This is a genomic window from Streptomyces sp. NBC_01571, from assembly GCF_026339875.1.
GTDB lineage: Bacteria > Actinomycetota > Actinomycetes > Streptomycetales > Streptomycetaceae > Streptomyces.
Genome location: NZ_JAPEPZ010000001.1, coordinates 8,349,865 through 8,365,730 on the forward strand (window position 1 = coordinate 8,349,865; position 15,866 = coordinate 8,365,730).

13 protein-coding genes are annotated in these 15,866 nt (G+C 70.7%); 2 read left to right on the top strand and 11 right to left on the bottom strand.

Going from position 1 to position 15,866, the window contains the following annotated elements:
- Positions 1 to 33 precede the first annotated feature (33 nt).
- Positions 34 to 996 carry a hypothetical protein gene (locus OHB41_RS37595; protein WP_266703657.1) on the top strand — a complete coding sequence of 321 codons (963 nt, stop codon included), beginning with the start codon at positions 34 to 36 and terminating at the stop codon, positions 994 to 996.
- Between the two features lie 138 nt (positions 997 to 1,134).
- Here OHB41_RS37595 and OHB41_RS37600 read toward each other — a convergent pair whose 3' ends face one another.
- The 8 genes from OHB41_RS37600 to tkt form a co-directional block, all read right to left on the bottom strand.
- Positions 1,135 to 1,590: a tellurite resistance TerB family protein gene (locus OHB41_RS37600; protein WP_168531046.1), complete on the bottom strand. Its 456-nt coding sequence runs from the start codon at positions 1,588 to 1,590 to the stop codon at positions 1,135 to 1,137.
- Between the two features lie 81 nt (positions 1,591 to 1,671).
- Entirely contained in the window at positions 1,672 to 2,283 is a 612-nt protein-coding gene (locus OHB41_RS37605; RefSeq protein ID WP_266703660.1) for a histidine phosphatase family protein, read from the bottom strand.
- An 8-nt stretch (positions 2,284 to 2,291) separates the two neighbouring features.
- Entirely contained in the window at positions 2,292 to 3,170 is an 879-nt protein-coding gene (gene gnd, locus OHB41_RS37610) for a phosphogluconate dehydrogenase (NAD(+)-dependent, decarboxylating) (RefSeq protein WP_266706444.1), read from the bottom strand.
- Between the two features lie 15 nt (positions 3,171 to 3,185).
- Positions 3,186 to 4,835 (bottom strand): glucose-6-phosphate isomerase, encoded by a 1,650-nt coding sequence (gene pgi / locus OHB41_RS37615; protein WP_266703662.1) that lies wholly within the window; start codon positions 4,833 to 4,835, stop codon positions 3,186 to 3,188.
- Complete coding sequence (gene opcA, locus OHB41_RS37620) at positions 4,828 to 5,763, bottom strand: glucose-6-phosphate dehydrogenase assembly protein OpcA (RefSeq protein ID WP_266703664.1); 936 nt, start codon at positions 5,761 to 5,763, stop codon at positions 4,828 to 4,830. The genes pgi and opcA overlap by 8 nt, the downstream gene beginning before the upstream one ends.
- Positions 5,760 to 7,421, bottom strand: coding sequence for a glucose-6-phosphate dehydrogenase (gene zwf, locus OHB41_RS37625; protein WP_266703666.1), 1,662 nt, complete (start codon positions 7,419 to 7,421; stop codon positions 5,760 to 5,762). The genes opcA and zwf overlap by 4 nt, the downstream gene beginning before the upstream one ends.
- The gene (gene tal / locus OHB41_RS37630) at positions 7,418 to 8,563 is read right to left on the bottom strand and encodes a transaldolase (RefSeq protein ID WP_266703668.1); all 1,146 of its coding nucleotides are present in this window, start codon (positions 8,561 to 8,563) and stop codon (positions 7,418 to 7,420) included. The genes zwf and tal overlap by 4 nt, the downstream gene beginning before the upstream one ends.
- 19 nt (positions 8,564 to 8,582) lie before the next feature.
- A complete protein-coding gene (gene tkt, locus OHB41_RS37635) occupies positions 8,583 to 10,682 on the bottom strand; it encodes a transketolase (RefSeq protein ID WP_266703670.1) in 2,100 nt (699 codons plus the stop codon).
- A gap of 146 nt (positions 10,683 to 10,828) precedes the next feature.
- On the opposite strand from tkt, the gene OHB41_RS37640 reads away from it, so the two are divergent.
- Complete coding sequence (locus tag OHB41_RS37640; protein ID WP_266703672.1) at positions 10,829 to 11,737, top strand: helix-turn-helix domain-containing protein; 909 nt, start codon at positions 10,829 to 10,831, stop codon at positions 11,735 to 11,737.
- Positions 11,738 to 11,804: 67 nt separating this feature from the next.
- On the opposite strand, the gene OHB41_RS37645 is transcribed toward OHB41_RS37640, so the two are convergent.
- The 3 genes from OHB41_RS37645 to OHB41_RS37655 form a co-directional block, all read right to left on the bottom strand.
- Positions 11,805 to 13,202, bottom strand: a complete 1,398-nt coding sequence (locus tag OHB41_RS37645) for a glycoside hydrolase family 16 protein (protein ID WP_266703674.1) — start codon at positions 13,200 to 13,202, stop codon at positions 11,805 to 11,807.
- Between the two features lie 177 nt (positions 13,203 to 13,379).
- On the bottom strand, positions 13,380 to 14,657 hold the full coding sequence (locus tag OHB41_RS37650) for a L,D-transpeptidase (RefSeq protein WP_266703676.1): 1,278 nt from the start codon (positions 14,655 to 14,657) through the stop codon (positions 13,380 to 13,382).
- A 243-nt stretch (positions 14,658 to 14,900) separates the two neighbouring features.
- Positions 14,901 to 15,683: an IclR family transcriptional regulator gene (locus OHB41_RS37655; RefSeq protein ID WP_266706446.1), complete on the bottom strand. Its 783-nt coding sequence runs from the start codon at positions 15,681 to 15,683 to the stop codon at positions 14,901 to 14,903.
- Positions 15,684 to 15,866 lie beyond the last annotated feature (183 nt).

The window sequence follows — 15,866 nt, forward strand, 5'->3', positions numbered from 1 at the left end:
AAGGTCTCCCCACCGACTTCTGAGAGAGTCCGCATGGCGAGAGACCGCTTCACCCCCGATTTCGACCCCGACGGCGGGGACACGCTCCTCACCTCCGCACGCCAGGACATCGCCGTCGGCCGTTGGCAGAGCCTGCGCGACCTGTTGAGGGCCACCGGCCCCGCGTGGCCCGTGCGCGGACACCGGATGCGGCTGCTGGCGGCGGCCTGCGTGGACAACTCCTCGGTCGAGTCCTGGCTGGCGGCCGAACCCCACGGCGGCGACGCCCTCGTGCTGCGGGCCGCGACCGAGGTCGCCAGGGCCTTCCATCTGGCCGGCGCGGCGGGCGGGGGTGCCCCGGTCGAACGGCGTCGCGTCGACCAGGCGGTGATGGCCTGCCTCCAGGGTGCCGAGGCCTACCCGGACGACCCCACGCCCTGGATCTGTCTCATCTCCGTCGCCCGGCTCTATCCCGCCGGGGTGCGCCGTCAGGAACTCGGGCGCTGGTGGGACGAGTTGCACGCCCGCGATCCGTACAGCATGGAGGGGCACCTCCAGGTGCTGCGCTACTACTCCGCGCGCTGGCACGGGTCGCACGGCCTCATGTACGACTTCGCGCGGGACGCGGCGGCCGTCGCCCCGCCGGGCTCCGCGCTGCCGGTTCTGCTGCAGGTCGCGCGGGTGGAGGAGTACCGCGCCGTCCTGGAGGAGGCGAACGGCCGGCGGGACACGCCCGCCGGGTTCGACCGGCACTGGAATCACGACGGAGCCGTCAGCGACGTGCGGCGGAGCTGGCAGCGCTGGCTCACCGCCCGCTCCGAGGGGCCGCCCGCCCCCGAGGAGGTGCGGCACTTCAACTACCTGGCGCACGCGGCCTGTTACGGCGGACTCCCGGACCTGGCCGGTTCGCTCTTCAGGATGGTCGGACCGCGCGCCAGCCGCTCGCCCTGGTCCTGCACCGGCGACCCGGAGAAGGAGTTCGTGAGGTGGCGCAAGCGGTCGGCGCGCGGCACCTGAGCCACTTCACCCGCCTCTGGGGGGCCTGTCGTCCGGATCATGCGGCGGGACGCCAGGGCGCCGCGCGCCGGTGCCGCCTGACCCGAACGACGGACCCCGGCCCACGGCGGGCGACGTGGGCCGGGGTCCGGCGCGGAACTACAGGTCGAACTCGTGCGGCGGCAGGTCGAGCGCGAAGCACGCCTCACGCACCACGGCCTGCTCGGTCTTGTCGAAGTCGCCGTCGGCGCCGCCGATCACGATGCCGATCTGGATGACGGCACGTGCCTCGGCGGGCTTCTTCTTGGCCTTGGCGATCTCCTGGAGGACGCTGACCTTGCCGAAGGCGAAGTCGGCGGTCAGCTTGTTCAGGTTGTCGTCGAAGCGGCGGCGCAGGTCGTCGGCGTCGAAGTTCTGCAACACCTCGTTCGTGGCGATGAGCTGGGCGACACGCTGCCGCTCGGACGGATCGACCGACCCGTCCGCCGCGGCGACGAGCGCGCACATCGCCATGCTCGCGTCGCGGAAGGCACCGCTCTTGAGATCGTTCTTCTTCGCCACGAGCTGGGTCTGCATCGTCGACGCGGACTCCTTGATGCGGTCCCACAGGGCCATGAGAACTCCATACGTTGGCAGAGGCCCGGCCCGCCCGGGGGCGGACCGGAAACCTCCTCGGTTTCTACAGCATCGTAGAAACTAGCGGACCGGCGCAGAAGTTCCGGTGGCGTTCCACTCGGCGATCACCGGGTGTCCGTGTTCCGTGGACAGCCGGCTGACGGTTCCCGTCGAGAGCTGGAACAGCCGTCCGGCGTCCGCCGGGAGCCCCAGCCGACGGGCCGTCAGCACCCGCAGGAAGTGCGCGTGGGCCACCAGGACCACGTCCCCGGGGTGGTTGCAGAGCGCCGCGTCCACGCGGGACAGGACCCGGTCGGCGCGTTCCCCCACCTCCTGCGGCGACTCGCCGGGGTGACCGTCGGGGCCGGGCGGCACCCCGTCCTCCCACAGGACCCAGTCGGGCCGGGTGCGGTGGATGGCGCGGGTGGTGATCCCCTCGTAGCCCCCGTAGTCCCACTCGTGCAGATCGGGGTCGGTCACCGGTCCGGTCAGGCCCGCGAGTTCCGCGGTCCGTACCGCCCGGTCGAGGGGGCTGGTGAACACCTGCGCGAAGGACTGCCCGGCGAAGAGCGGCGCGAGGGACTTGGCCTGTTCCTCGCCGTGCTGGGTGAGCGGCAGATCGGTCCAGCTGGTGTGCTGGCCCGTCAGGGTCCACTCGGTCTCGCCGTGGCGGACGAGTATGAGATCGCCCATGACCCGGCCTACTCCGCGGACTCGACGGCGTGGCCGCCGAACTGGTTGCGCAGTGCCGCGACCATCTTCATCTGCGGCGAGTCGTCCTGGCGCGAGGCGAACCGTGCGAACAGCGACGCGGTGATCGCGGGCAGCGGTACCGCGTGGTCGATGGCCGCCTCGACGGTCCAGCGGCCCTCGCCGGAGTCGTCCGCGTAGCCGCGCAGCTTGTCCAGGTGCTCGTCGTCGTCCAGGGCGTTGACGGCCAGGTCCAGCAGCCAGGAACGGATGACCGTGCCCTCCTGCCAGGAACGGAAGACCTCGCGCACGTCGGTGACGGAGTGGACCTTCTCCAGGAGCTCCCAGCCCTCGGCGTAGGCCTGCATCATGGCGTACTCGATGCCGTTGTGGACCATCTTGGAGAAGTGGCCGGCGCCGACCTTGCCGGCGTGCACGAAGCCGGAGTCGCCCTCGGGCTTGAGCGCGTCGAAGACGGGCTGGACCCTGGCGACGTTCTCCGCGTCGCCGCCGACCATCAGCGCGTAGCCGTTCTGCAGGCCCCAGACGCCGCCGGAGACGCCGGCGTCGACGAAGCCGATGCCCTTGGCGGCCAGTTCCCCGGCGTGCTTCTCGTCGTCCGTCCAGCGGGAGTTGCCGCCGTCGACGACGGTGTCACCGGGCTCCAGCAGGTCGCCGAGCTGGTCGATGGTGGACTGGGTCGCGGCACCGGCCGGCACCATCACCCACACCACACGCGGGGCTTCGAGCGCGCCCACCAGCTCTTCGAGGCTGTGGACGTCGGCGAGTTCCGGATTGCGGTCGTATCCGATGACGGTGTGGCCTGCGCGGCGGATCCGCTCGCGCATGTTGCCGCCCATCTTGCCGAGGCCGATCAGCCCCAGTTGCATCGCGGTCATGTCAGTTCACTTCTTCCGGAGAGTGCGGTACGCGGCCACGAGGGAGGCGGTGGAGGGGTCGAGGCCGGGTACCTCGGTGCCGTCGGTGAGTGCGGGTTCGATGCGTTTGGCGAGGACCTTGCCGAGTTCGACGCCCCACTGGTCGAAGGAGTCGATGTTCCAGACGGCGCCCTGGACGAACACCTTGTGTTCGTAGAGGGCGATGAGCTGGCCCAGGACGGAGGGGGTCAGTTCGCGGGCGAGGATCGTGGTGGTGGGGTGGTTTCCCTTGAACGTCTTGTGGGCCACCAGGTCTTCGGGCACGCCCTCGGCGCGGACCTCGTCGGGTGTCTTGCCGAAGGCCAGGGCCTGGGTCTGGGCGAAGAAGTTCGCCATCAGCAGGTCGTGCTGGGCGGCCAGGCCCGTCTCCAGCTCGTCGACCGGGTTGGCGAAACCGATGAAGTCGGCCGGGATGAGCTTGGTGCCCTGGTGGATGAGCTGGTAGTAGGCGTGCTGCCCGTTGGTGCCGGGAGTGCCCCACACCACCGGTCCGGTCTGCCAGTCCACCGGCTCGCCCTGCCGGTCCACCGACTTGCCGTTGGACTCCATGTCCAGCTGCTGGAGGTAGGCGGTGAACCTGCTGAGGTAGTGGGAGTAGGGCAGCACGGCGTGGGACTGCGCGTCGTGGAAGTTGTTGTACCAGATGCCCAGCAGGCCCAGCAGCAGCGGCGCGTTGGACTCGGCCGGCGCGGTACGGAAGTGCTCGTCGACGAGGTGGAAGCCGTCGAGCATCTCCCTGAACCGGTCCGGGCCGATCGCGATCATCAACGACAGGCCGATGGCCGAGTCGAAGGAGTAGCGTCCCCCGACCCAGTCCCAGAACTCGAACATGTTGTCCGTGTCGATGCCGAAGTCGGCGACCTTGCCGGCATTCGTCGACAAGGCCACGAAGTGCCTGGCGACCGCCTCCGGACCGGCTTTGAGTCCGGACAGCAGCCAGGACCGCGCCGAGGTGGCGTTGGTGATCGTCTCGATGGTGGTGAACGTCTTCGACGCGATGATGAACAGTGTCTCGGCCGGGTCGAGGTCACGCACCGCCTCGTGCAGGTCGGCACCGTCCACGTTCGACACGAACCGCACCACCAGACCACGGTCGGTGAAGGACCGCAGCGCGTCGTAGGCCATCGCGGGACCCAGGTCGGAACCGCCGATCCCGATGTTCACGACGTTCCTGATACGCCTGCCCGTGTGCCCGGTCCACTCACCCGAACGCACCCGCTCGGCGAAGGCCGCCATCTTGTCGAGGACCGCGTGGACCCCCGGGACCACGTTCTCCCCGTCCACCTCGATCACCGCGTCCCGCGGCGCCCGCAACGCGGTGTGCAGAACCGCACGCCCCTCGGTCACATTGATCTTCTCACCACGGAACATCGCATCCCGCAGCCCGAACACATCCGTGGCCACCGCCAGTTCCTGGAGCAGGGCGAGGGTCTCGTCCGTGATCAGGTGCTTGGAGTAGTCGATCCGCAGATCGCCGACCTGCACGACATAGCGCTCCGCGCGGGCGGGGTCGGTGGCGAACAGCTCACGCAGCTGCGGGTGGAGCATGCCGTCCGCGCGGTGGTCCTCCAGGGCCACCCACTCCGGACGCCGCGTGAGCTTGGGGGAGTCAGACATGACGGGAGGTCTCCTTGGTGCCCTCGCCCCGCAGGGCGACGGCGTACATCTCGTCCGCGTCGAGGCGGCGCAGTTCCTCGGCGATCAGTTCGGAAGTGCTGCGCACCTTCAGGGCGAGGGTGCGCGGGGGCTGCGCGGGCAGGGTCAGCGTGGCCAGTGGACCCTCGGGGCGGTCGATGACGATCTCGCCGGCCGCCGTGCCGAGCCGGACGGCGGTGACCACCGGACCGGCGGTGACGACCCGTTCGACCGGGACCTTGAGCCGGGCGCCCAGCCAGCGGGCCAGCAACTCGGCGCTCGGGTTGTCGGCCTCGCTCTCGACGGCGGCCGAGGTCACCTTCGTACGGGCCTGGTCGAGCGCGGCGGCCAGCATCGAACGCCACGGGGTCAGCCGGGTCCAGGCCAGGTCGGTGTCGCCCGGCGCGTAGGAGGAGACGCGGGCCTCCAGGGCGACGAGCGGGGACTCGACGGCGTACATGTCGGTGATGCGGCGCTGCGCGAGGGCACCCAGCGGGTCCTTGGCGGGCACGCCGGGCGCGTCCACCGGCCACCAGACGACGACGGGCGCGTCGGGAAGCAGCAGCGGCAGCACCACGGAGTCGGCGTGGTCGGACACCTCGCCGTAGGTCCGCAGCACCACCGTCTCACCGGTGCCGGCGTCGGCGCCCACCCGGATCTCGGCGTCGAGGTGCGAGTTGGTGCGGTCGCGCGGGGTGCGGGCGTGCCGCTTGATGACGACCAGGGTGCGCGAGGGGTGTTCGCGCGAGGCCTCCTCGGCGGCCTTGATCGAGTCGTAGGCGTTCTCCTCGTCCGTGACGATGACCATCGTCAGGACCATGCCCACGGCGGGGGTGCCGATGGCCCGGCGTCCCTGCACGAGCGCCTTGTTGATCTTGCTTGCCGTGGTGTCGGTCAGGTCGATCTTCATGGCCTGCGCCAGCTCCGTCCGTCTCGTGCGAGCATCTCGTCGGCTTCCTTCGGACCCCAGCTGCCCGAGGGGTACTGCGCGGGCTTGCCGTGCGTCTCCCAGTGCTCCTCGATGGGGTCGAGGATCTTCCAGGACTCTTCCACCTCCTGGTGACGGGGGAAGAGATTGGCGTCGCCGAGCAGGACATCCAGGATCAGCCGTTCGTACGCCTCCGGGCTGGACTCGGTGAACGACTCGCCGTAGGCGAAGTCCATCGAGACGTCCCGGATCTCCATGGAGGTACCCGGCACCTTCGAACCGAAGCGGACCGTCATGCCCTCGTCGGGCTGGACGCGGATGACGATCGCGTTCTGGCCCAGTTCCTCGGTGGCCGTCGAGTCGAAGGGGGAGTGGGGCGCGCGCTGGAAGACCACCGCGATCTCGGTCACCCGCCGGCCCAGACGCTTGCCGGTCCTCAGGTAGAACGGGACACCCGCCCAGCGGCGGTTGTCGATCTCCACCTTGACGGCCGCGTAGGTGTCGGTCGTCGACCCGGGGTCGATGCCGTCCTCCTGCAGATAGCCGCGTACCCGCTCGCCGCCCTGCCAGGCCGCCGCGTACTGCCCGCGCACGGTGTGCTCGCCCAGGTTCTCCGGGAGCCTGACCGACTTCAGGACCTTCAGCTTCTCCGTCAGCAGCGACTCGACGTCGAACGCGATGGGCTCCTCCATCGCGGTCAGCGCCATCAGCTGGAGCAGATGGTTCTGGATGACGTCACGGGCCGAGCCGATGCCGTCGTAGTAGCCGGCCCGGCCGCCGATGCCGATGTCCTCGGCCATGGTGATCTGTACGTGGTCGACGTACGACCGGTTCCAGATGGGCTCGTACATCTGATTGGCGAAGCGGAGCGCCAGAATGTTCTGGACGGTCTCCTTGCCGAGGTAGTGGTCGATGCGGAACACCTGCTCCGGGTCGAACACCTCGTGCACGATCGCGTTCAGCTCCCGCGCGCTGGCCAGGTCGTGACCGAACGGCTTTTCGATGATCGCGCGTCGCCAGGAACCCTCCGGCGCGTCCGCCAGCCCGTGCTTCTTCAGCTGCTGGACGACCTTGGGGAAGAACTTCGGCGGGACCGAGAGGTAGAAGGCGTAGTTGCCGCTGGTGCCCCGGGAGGAATCCAGCTCCTGCACGGCCTCGCGCAGCTGCTTGAACGCGGTGTCGTCGTCGAAGTCGCCCGGGATGAACCGCATGCCCTCGGCGAGCTGCTGCCAGACCTCCTCACGGAACTCGGTCCGCGCGTGCTCACGCACCGAGTCGTGCACCACCTGGGCGAAGTCCTGGTCCTCCCACTCGCGCCGGGCGAACCCGAGGAGCGAGAAGCCGGGCGGCAGCAGACCCCGGTTGGCGAGGTCGTACACGGCCGGCATCAGCTTCTTGCGGGAGAGGTCGCCGGTGACACCGAAGATGACGAGACCGGAGGGGCCCGCGATACGCGGCAGACGGCGGTCGCGCGGGTCGCGCAGCGGGTTGTCCCAGTCCGGGCCGGCCTCGGGCGCGGTCCCGGCCGCGGCGGACGCGGCCTTCACAGCTCCCGGTTCCACGGCCTGGTCACCGGATCCCTCCGGCGTGGTGGACGCATCCTGCGGGTCACCGTCGGGAAGCGCTTCACTGTTGGTCATTCCCCCTCGACTCCCTTGCCGCTCAGCGAGACCTTCACCGCGTCGAGCAGATCGCCCCACGCGGCCTCGAACTTGGAGACGCCCTCGTCCTCCAGCTGCTTGACGACCTCGTCGTACGAGATCCCGAGCCGCTCGACGGCCGCGAGGTCGGCGCGTGCCTGGGCGTAGCCACCGCTCACCGCGTCGCCGTGGATGTCACCGTGGTCGGCGGTGGCGTCGAGCGTGGCCTCCGGCATGGTGTTGACCGTGCCCGGCGCGACCAGCTCGTCGACGTACAGCGTGTCCTTGTACGCCGGGTCCTTGACGCCGGTCGAAGCCCACAGGGGGCGCTGCTTGTTGGCGCCCGCCGTGGCGAGGGCGGTCCAGCGGGACGCGCCGAAGACGTCCTCGTAGGCCTCGTACGCGAGACGCGCGTTGGCCAGCGCCGCCCTGCCCTTGAGGGCCAGCGCCTCGTCCGTGCCGACCTTCCCCAGCCGCTTGTCGATCTCGCTGTCGACGCGGGAGACGAAGAAGGAGGCGACGGAGTGGACGGTGGCGAGGTCGACGCCGGAGGCCTGGGCCTTCTCGAGCCCGGCCAGGTAGGCGTCCATGACCGCGCGGTAGCGCTCCAGCGAGAAGATCAGCGTGACGTTGACGCTGATACCGAGGCCGACCACCTCGGTGATCGCCGGGAGACCTGCCTCGGTCGCCGGGATCTTGATCATCACGTTCGGGCGGTCCACCAGCCAGGCCAGCTGCTTGGCCTCGGCGACGGTCGCGGCGGTGTGGTGGGCCAGGCGCGGGTCGACCTCGATGGAGACCCGGCCGTCACGGCCGGCGGTCGCGTCGTACACCGGGCGCAGGATGTCGGCGGCGGCGCGGACGTCGGCCGTGGTCATCATCCGGACGGCCTCGTCGACCGTCACGCCGCGCACGGCGAGTTCGGCCAGCTGCTCCTCGTACCCCTCGCCCGAGCCGATGGCGGCCTGGAAGATGGAGGGGTTGGTGGTGACGCCCACCACGTGCTTGGTCTCGACGAGTTCGGCGAGGTTGCCGGACGCGATGCGCTTGCGCGAGAGGTCGTCCAGCCAGATGGAGACGCCTTCGTCGGAGAGGCGCTTCAGGGTTACCGCGGTCGCGGCTGCTTCGGTCACAGTGATCATCTTCCTTGATGCGATCGGATCAACCGCGGGCGGCGGCGAGAGATTCCCGCGCGGCGGCGGCGACGTTCTCGGCGGTGAAGCCGAACTCGGCGAACAGGGTCTTGGCGTCGGCGGAGGCACCGAAGTGCTCCAGCGAGACAATGCGTCCGTGGTCACCGACGTACCGGTACCAGGTCAGGCCGATGCCCGCCTCGACCGCCACGCGGGCCTTCACGGACGGCGGAAGCACGCTCTGCCGGTACTCGGCGGACTGCTCCTCGAACCACTCGACGGACGGCATCGACACCACCCGGGTACCCACACCCTCGGCCTCCAGCAGGTCGCGTGCCTCCACCGCGAGGTGCACCTCGGAGCCGGTGGCGACGAGAACCACGTCCGGCGTCCCGGTGGACGCCTCCCGCAGCACGTAACCACCCTTCGCCGCCTCGGCGTTGACCTCGTAGGTGGGCACGCCCTGACGGGTGAGCGCCAGACCGTGCGGGGCCGGGTTCGTGGCATGCCGCCGCAGGATCTCGGCCCAGGCGACCGTCGTCTCGTTGGCGTCGGCCGGGCGCACGATGTTCAGACCCGGGATCGCGCGCAGCGAGGCGAGGTGCTCGACCGGCTGGTGGGTGGGGCCGTCCTCGCCGAGCCCGATCGAGTCGTGGGTCCAGACATAGGTGACGGGGAGCTGCATCAGCGCGGACAGCCGGACGGCGTTGCGCATGTAGTCGGAGAAGACCAGGAAGGTGCCGCCGTAGATGCGGGTGTTGCCGTGCAGCGCGATGCCGTTCATCTCCGCGGCCATCGAGTGCTCACGGATACCGAAGTGGACGGTTCGGCCGTACGGGTCGGCCTCCGGCAGCGGGTTGCCCGCAGGCAGGAAGGAGGAGGTCTTGTCGATGGTGGTGTTGTTCGAGCCCGCCAGGTCGGCCGAGCCGCCCCACAGCTCGGGGAGCACCCCGCCGAGCGCCTGCAGGACCTTGCCGGAGGCGGCCCGGGTCGCGACGGACGTACCGGGCTCGAACGCCGGCAGCGCTTCCTCCCAGCCCTCGGGCAGCTGGCCGGCGACGACGCGGTCGAAGAGCTTCGCGCGCTCGGGCTGCGCCGTGCGCCACTCCGCGATCCGCTTGTCCCAGGCGGCGTGCGCCTCGGCACCCCGGTCGAGGGCGGCCCGCGCGTGCGCCAGCACGTCGGCGTCCACCTGGAAGGTCTGCTCGGGGTCGAAGCCCAGCACCCGCTTGGTGGCGGCGATCTCGTCGGCGCCGAGCGCGGAGCCGTGGGAGGCCTCGGTGTTCTGCGCGTTCGGGGCGGGCCACGCGATGATCGTGCGCATCGCGATGATCGAGGGGCGCCCGGTCTCGGCCTGCGCCGTCCGCAGCGCCGTGTGGAGCGCGTGGACGTCGATGTCGCCGTCCGCGGTGGGCTCGATCCGCTGCACGTGCCAGCCGTACGCCTCGTACCGCTTGAGGACGTCCTCGGAGAAGGCCGTCGCGGTGTCGCCCTCGATGGAGATGTGGTTGTCGTCGTAGAGGAAGACGAGGTTGCCGAGCTTCTGGTGGCCCGCGAGCGAGGAGGCCTCGGCGGAGATGCCCTCCTCCAGGTCACCGTCCGAGACGATCGCCCAGATGGTGTGGTCGAAGGGGGACTCGCCCTGAGGAGACTCGGGGTCGAAGAGACCGCGCTCGTAGCGGGCGGCCATCGCCATGCCCACGGCGTTGGCGACACCCTGGCCGAGCGGACCGGTCGTCGTCTCGACGCCCGCGGTGTGCCCGTACTCGGGGTGGCCCGGCGTCTTCGAGCCGTGGGTCCGGAACGCCTTGAGGTCGTCCAGCTCCAGTTCGTAACCGGACAGGAAGAGCTGGGTGTAAAGGGTCAGCGACGTGTGGCCGGGGGAGAGGACGAAGCGGTCGCGGCCGGTCCACTCCGGGTCGGCGGGGTCGTGCCTCATCACCTTCTGAAAGATCGTGTACGCGGCCGGGGCCAGGCTCATCGCGGTGCCGGGGTGGCCGTTCCCGACCTGCTGCACGGCGTCCGCCGCCAGGACACGAGCGGTGTCGACGGCACGCCGGTCGAGTTCGGTCCACTCGAGACCGTCGGGAGAACGGTCCGGTGTCTGGGTGCTCTGCTGCGCGCTCATCTTCAAGAAATCCTCGTTGGAAGCGTCTTAACTGCTCGGACGCGTTCAAACTTAAAAGTCTGACTTTTGCCGGGAAAGGTGCCCCTGTGTCAGCCTTCGGTGAAAGTGGGACACGCAGTGCCGCACCGAGCCGACGCGAGAGGGACATGGCAGACAGAACCACCCAAGGCGGTGTCGGGGGCGACGAGACCCAGGACGGGATCAAGACCTTCCCCTTCCCCACCGACCTGAGCCTCTCCGGCGTCGGCATGCAGATCGGCGCGATGGGGACGGGCCGCACCTGGCACGTGGACGCGCCCCTGGAGCGCGTCCACCGCATCGACTTCCATATCGTGATGCTGTTCCACGAGGGCCCGGTCCGGCACATGATCGACTTCGCCGAGTACGAGGTCGCCGCGGGCGAAATCCTGTGGATCCGCCCCGGTCAGGTGCACCGCTTCTCCCGCACCGACCGCTACCGCGGCACCGTCCTGACCATGCAGCCCGGCTTCCTGCCGCGGGCGACCGTCGAGGCGACCGGCCTCTACCGCTACGACCTGCCCCCCGTGCTGCGCCCCGACCCCCAGCGGTTCGCCGCCCTGGAGCACGCGCTGACGCAGCTGGAGCGCGAGTACGTCGACACGACCACCCTGCCGCTCAGCCTGCACACCGCGGTGCTGCGGCACTCCCTCACCGCCTTCCTGCTCCGCCTCTCCCACCTCGCGGCCAGCTCCGCCGAGGGCGACCGCGAGCGCACCGACACCACCTTCACCCGCTTCCGGGACGCGGTCGAGAAGGGCTTCGCCACCAACCACAGCGTCAGCGCGTACGCCGACGCCCTCGGTTACTCCCGCCGCACCCTGGTGCGCGCGGTGCGCGCCGCCACCGGACAGACCCCGAAGGGCTTCATCGACAAGCGGGTGATCCTGGAGGCCAAGCGGCTGCTGGCGCACACCGAGATGCCGATCGGCCGCATCGGCGTCGCCGTGGGGTTCCCGGACTCCGCGAACTTCTCGAAGTTCTTCCACCAGCACACGGGGACGACCCCGGTGGCGTTCCGGGCGGAGCTGAGCTGACCGAAGGGGCGGGCCGCGCGGCCCGCCCCTTCATCGCTCGTTCACCGTACGCGGCTCATCTCCCCGGTCAGTGGCCGAAGTCGAACCAGTTGACGTTCACGAAGTCGGCGGGCTGGCCGCTGGTGAAGGTCAGATAGACGTCGTGGGTGCCGGTGACGCCGGTGATGTTGGCCGGGACCGTTCGCCAGCTCTGCCAGCCCCCGGTGCCGCCCACCGCGAAGCTGCCGACGGGCGTGCTCGTGCGGCTGTCGAGGCGCACCTCGACCAGACCGCTGACGCCGCTCGCCGCACCGCTCGCGACCCGGGCGTAGAACTGCCTGGCCGCCGAGGAGCCGAAGTTGACGCCCTTGTAGAGCGCCCAGTCGCCGTTCGCCAGCGAGCCGATGTCCTGGCCGCCGCCGCTGTCCGTGGTGGCCTCGGTGATGGTGCCGGACTGGCTGTCGTACGACTCGGCCTGGACGGCGCTGTAGGCGTCGCGGTTGCCGGTCGGCGGCGGTGTGGTACCGCTCCCAGCGGCCTGCAGCACCTGGACGTAGTCCACCACCAGCGGGTGACCGGGCACCGTGCCGCTGTCGGGACCGCCGCCGAACGCGCCGGGGAAGCCACCGCCCATCGCCACGTTCAGGATGACGAAGTAGCCGTGGTTGGTGGCGTTCGCCCAGGTCGCCGCGTCCACCTGGTTCGCCTTCACCGTGTGGAAGTTGACGCCGTCGAGGTAGAAGCGGATCTCCTCGGGGCTCGTCGACCTGTCCCACTCCATCGCGTACGTGTGGAAGCCGGCCTGGCAGGTCGTGCCGGCGCAGGGGGTGTTGCCGCCGATGCCGCTCGTCTCGTTGCACGGGCCGCCCGGGTTGGTGCCGCAGTGCATCGTGGCCCACTCGGTGTTGAGGCCCTGGACGTTCTCCATGATGTCCAGCTCGCCGACGCTCGGCCAGTTCTGGTAGTTGCCGCGGTAGGGCGCGCCCAGCGCCCAGAAAGCGGGCCAGTAGCCCTTGGCGGCGGCGCCGGTCACGTTCGGCATCTGGAGCCGTGACTCGACGCGCAGTTTGCCGCCGGCCGGCGGCTGGAAGTCGGTGCGGGTGGTCTCGATGCGGCCCGAGGTCCAGTTGCCCGAGGCGTCGCGGCGCGGGGTGATCAGCAGATTGCCATTGCCGTCCAGGGCGACGTTGTTGGTGCTGGAGGTCATCGTCTCGACCTCGCCGGTGCCCCAGTTGGCCGCGCCACCGGGATAGCTGGTGCCGGTGTCGTACTGCCAGTTGGAGGTGTTGACGCCGGTTCCGGCCGCTCCGTTGAAGTCGTCGACGAAGACCTGGGACCAGCCGGAGGGGGGAGTGGGCGCGGACGCGTTCGCGGGGAGGGTGGCGGCCGCGGCGGCGGCCGCGACCAGGCCCAGGGTGCCGAGGACGGCCACCAGGGTGCGCCGCAGGGGGCCGCGTCTTACGAGGGTGCCGGAGGGTTCACGCATGGGTGCCTCTCAGGTACGGGGTGGGGGTGCGCGGGTGCTGCCGACGCACTCTGAGAGCGCTCTCAGAGTGCGCGGCCAATGTGCTCTCCGCCACTCCTGCCGTCAAGAGGTAGAACCGATAATGTCCTTGCGCCACAAGGGAGTTCACGCCATGAAGGGGGGATTTGGGGACATCCCTCAGAGGGCGCTCCCCGCCTTCCAGTCCGACCAGGACAGGTTCCAGCCGTTGAGACCGTTGGACGGCTCGACGGTCCGTTCGCCCGAGTTCCGCACGACCACCACGTCACCGAGCATCGAACTCGCGTAGAACTCGTAGCCCGGCACGGAGGTGTCGGCGGCGCCCTTGGCGTCGTGCAGACCGACGCAGCCGTGGCTGGTGTTGGAGGCACCGAAGACCGAGGGCGAGGCCCAGTAGTTGCCGTGGACGAAGGTGCCGGAGGTGGTCAGGCGCTGGGCGTGCGGGACGTCCGCGATGTCGTACTCGTCGCCGAGCCCGACGGTCGAGGACTCCATCCGGGTCTGCTCGAACCGCTCGCTGATCACCATGATCCCGGCCCAGGTGGTGTGGGCGGCGTCGCCGCCGCTCACCGGGTAGACGGCGCGGGCCGCGCCGTCACGCTCGACCGTCATGGTCTTCTTCGCCAGGTCCACCGTGCTCACCTGGCGGCGGCCTGTGCGGAAGGTGACGTCCTTGGACTGGGTGCCGTACACACCCGCCGCGCCCTCGACGTCCCTGAGTCGCAGACTGAGCGTGATCTTCGTACCCGCGGCCCAGTACTCCTCGGGCCGGAAGTCGAGACGGGTGTCGCTGAACCAGTGGCCGACCACCTCGACCGGGGGCTGTGCCGTCACCGTGATCGCCCTCTCGACGGCGGCCCGGTCCCTGACCGCCTCGGTGAAGTCGAGCGACACGGGCATGCCGACGCCGGAGGTGGAGTTCGCCTCGGGGGTGAAGCGGCCGACGAAGGTGTCCGAGGGCCGTTGCGTGACGAAGCTCGCGGTCCGCGCGGTGCCACCCCGCGGCGTCGCCGTGACCGTGTACTTGGTCCCCGAGTACGGGTTCCGGGAAGAGGTCCATTTCGTACGGGCTTCGTCGAAGGTCCCGGCCAGCGTCGAACCGTCGTTGCCGGTGACCAGGACCGTGGTGAGCGTGCCGCCGCTCACGGTGACCTCGACCGGGCTGGTGAAACCGGCCTTCCTGGTGCCGTCGGCGGGGACGACGGTGACGGTCGGGGCCTTGACCTCGGCCTTCGTTCCGGCCACCGCTGTCGCGCCCGTACCCGCCTTCGCGTCCGCGCCCGCCGAGCCGTCGGCCGAGCCGCCGCAGCCCGCGAGGGCCCCCGCGACCGGCACGGCACCGAGGGCCGCGAGCACCCCGCGTCGCGACCACGGCTGCCGCTGGGACCGGTCCGCGGCCCGCTGCTGGGACCGGTTCGAAATCTTCGGGAAGCCCACGGCACGCCTTTCCTGGATGTACACCCCCGCTGGTGCATCCTGCGTCGGCTCCCTGGGGCGATTCTTTGAAACCGGGGGCTCCCACCTGAGATTCCGCTGAAGAGCCCGGGTATCGCGGAGGGCGTACCGCGGAGTCCGCACCGGTGCGGAGGAGATCAGGCGCCGCCCTGCGGGTCCGGGCCCGGCGCGTGCCGGTGTCGCCGTCCTTCGGGTCCGGGCTCGGCGTGTGTCCGTACGGTCGTGCTACGAGCCCGGCTCGGCCCGCGCCGGCACGGCCGCCCTCGCCCCCGTGCCGGCCGGAGGCTCCGGCGGGGGCTGCCACCCCAGTGCGCGCGAGATCCCGCGCGCCGCCAGCCGGACGGCCGGGACCAGCGCCGGTACCTGACCGTCGTACCAGGGCACCACGACCGACACCGCGGCGACCACGGCCCCGTCCACCCGGCGCACCGGAGCGGCGACCGACAGGGCGTCGTCGGTGACCTGACGGCTGCTCACTGCCACGCCGGTACGGCGCACCTCGGCGAGCTCGCGGCGCAGCCGTACCCCGTCGGTGATCGTGTGGGAGGTGAACGCGGTCAACGGCCCGCGGCAGTAGGCATCCTGGAACGCCGGATCACCGTGGGCGAGCAGCGCGAGGCCGACGCCCGTCGCGTGCAGCGGCCAGCGGGCGCCGACCTGGATACGGACGCCCACCGCGGAACGCCCGGAGAGCCACTCGATGTACACGACCTCAGGGCCGTCGCGGACCGCCATCTGCACGTTCTCGTGCGTGGCCTCGTACAGGTCCTCCAGGTACGGCAGCGCGGCCTGCCGCAGCGCGAGGCCGCGGGGGGCCAGCGCCGCGATCTCCCACAGGCGCAGCCCCACGTGGTAGGCGCCGTCCTCGTCCCGTTCCAGCGCGCCCCACTCGGTGAGCGCGCCCACCAGCCGGTGCGCGGTGGTGAGGGTGAGCCCGGCCCGGCGGCTGATGTCCGTGAGGCACAGCGCCGGGTGCTCGTGGTCGAAGGCGGCGAGCACGGCGAGCAGCCGGTCGGGCGCCGAGAGCGGGGGCGGGCGCCCGGTCCGGCTCTCGCGATCCGTCGCCGGGGCGGGTGCGGGGCGGTCCGCCCGGCCGGTGCCGGGGGGCCGGTGCGGATCGCCGGTCGCACGGGGACCCGCCTCGTCGGTGGCACGCTGCCGGCCTGCGATGACGGGCTCCCTGGGCCGGGC